Source organism: Serratia sp. CY40230 (assembly GCF_052168835.1).
In the GTDB taxonomy this organism is placed as follows: domain Bacteria; phylum Pseudomonadota; class Gammaproteobacteria; order Enterobacterales; family Enterobacteriaceae; genus Serratia; species Serratia nematodiphila.
This window is the reverse complement of sequence record NZ_JBJNLX010000013.1, coordinates 1-2286: the sequence shown is the minus strand read 5'-3', so window position 1 is coordinate 2286 and position 2286 is coordinate 1. Positions and strand designations below refer to the sequence as shown.

The 2286-nt window shown below is 52.6% G+C and carries 1 rRNA gene; it reads left to right on the top strand.

What is annotated here, in order from left to right:
• Positions 1–75 precede the first annotated feature (75 nt).
• Positions 76–2286: ribosomal RNA gene (locus ACJ8IJ_RS23870) — 23S ribosomal RNA — on the top strand; the annotation flags it as partial.

Sequence of the window (2286 nt, the reverse complement as noted above, 5' to 3'; positions counted from 1 at the left end):
GGGATAAAGAGTAACCTGTCATAGAGTCTCTCAAATGTTTGCAGCGCGAACGATGGAAACATCTTCGGGTTGTGAGGTTAAGTGACTAAGCGTACACGGTGGATGCCTAGGCAGTCAGAGGCGATGAAGGGCGTGCTAATCTGCGAAAAGCGTCGGTAAGGTGATATGAACCGTTATAACCGGCGATACCCGAATGGGGAAACCCAGTGTGTTTCGACACACTATCATGTCATGAATACATAGTGGCATGAGGCGAACCGGGGGAACTGAAACATCTAAGTACCCCGAGGAAAAGAAATCAACCGAGATTCCCCCAGTAGCGGCGAGCGAACGGGGAGGAGCCCAGAACCTGAATCGGCTTGTGTGTTAGTGGAAGCGTCTGGAAAGTCGCGCAGCAAAGGGTGATAGCCCCGTACACTAAAATGCACAGGTCGTGAGTTCGATGAGTAGGGCGGGACACGTGACATCCTGTCTGAATATGGGGGGACCATCCTCCAAGGCTAAATACTCCTGACTGACCGATAGTGAACCAGTACCGTGAGGGAAAGGCGAAAAGAACCCCGGCGAGGGGAGTGAAATAGAACCTGAAACCGTGTACGTACAAGCAGTGGGAGCACCTTCGTGGTGTGACTGCGTACCTTTTGTATAATGGGTCAGCGACTTATATTTTGTAGCAAGGTTAACCGTATAGGGGAGCCGTAGGGAAACCGAGTCTTAACTGGGCGATTAGTTGCAAGGTATAGACCCGAAACCCGGTGATCTAGCCATGGGCAGGTTGAAGGTTGGGTAACACTAACTGGAGGACCGAACCGACTAATGTTGAAAAATTAGCGGATGACTTGTGGCTGGGGGTGAAAGGCCAATCAAACCGGGAGATAGCTGGTTCTCCCCGAAAGCTATTTAGGTAGCGCCTCGTGAACTCATCTTCGGGGGTAGAGCACTGTTTCGGCTAGGGGGCCATCCCGGCTTACCAAACCGATGCAAACTCCGAATACCGAAGAATGTTATCACGGGAGACACACGGCGGGTGCTAACGTCCGTCGTGAAGAGGGAAACAACCCAGACCGCCAGCTAAGGTCCCAAAGTCATGGTTAAGTGGGAAACGATGTGGGAAGGCATAGACAGCCAGGATGTTGGCTTAGAAGCAGCCATCATTTAAAGAAAGCGTAATAGCTCACTGGTCGAGTCGGCCTGCGCGGAAGATGTAACGGGGCTAAACCATGCACCGAAGCTGCGGCAGCGACGCTTAGCGTTGTTGGGTAGGGGAGCGTTCTGTAAGCCGTTGAAGGTGGCCTGTGAGGGTTGCTGGAGGTATCAGAAGTGCGAATGCTGACATAAGTAACGATAAAGCGGGTGAAAAGCCCGCTCGCCGGAAGACCAAGGGTTCCTGTCCAACGTTAATCGGGGCAGGGTGAGTCGACCCCTAAGGCGAGGCTGAAAAGCGTAGTCGATGGGAAACAGGTTAATATTCCTGTACTTGGTGTTACTGCGAAGGGGGGACGGAGAAGGCTAGGCTGGCCGGGCGACGGTTGTCCCGGTTTAAGCGTGTAGGGGGTGTGACCTGGTAAATCCGGTTGCATATCAACCCTGAGGCGTGATGACGATGCACTACGGTGCAGAAGTAGTTGATGCCCTGCTTCCAGGAAAATCCTCTAAGCATCAGGTAACATTAAATCGTACCCCAAACCGACACAGGTGGTCAGGTAGAGAATACCAAGGCGCTTGAGAGAACTCGGGTGAAGGAACTAGGCAAAATGGTGCCGTAACTTCGGGAGAAGGCACGCTGGCATGTAGGTGAAGTCCCTCGCGGATGGAGCTGAAGCCAGTCGAAGATACCAGCTGGCTGCAACTGTTTAATAAAAACACAGCACTGTGCAAACACGAAAGTGGACGTATACGGTGTGACGCCTGCCCGGTGCTGGAAGGTTAATTGATGGGGTCAGCCGCAAGGCGAAGCTCTTGATCGAAGCCCCAGTAAACGGCGGCCGTAACTATAACGGTCCTAAGGTAGCGAAATTCCTTGTCGGGTAAGTTCCGACCTGCACGAATGGCGTAATGATGGCCAGGCTGTCTCCACCCGAGACTCAGTGAAATTGAACTCGCTGTGAAGATGCAGTGTACCCGCGGCAAGACGGAAAGACCCCGTGAACCTTTACTATAGCTTGACACTGAACATTGAGCCTTGATGTGTAGGATAGGTGGGAGGCTTTGAAGCGTGGACGCCAGTCTGCGTGGAGCCATCCTTGAAATACCACCCTTTAATGTTTGATGTTCTAACTCGGCCCC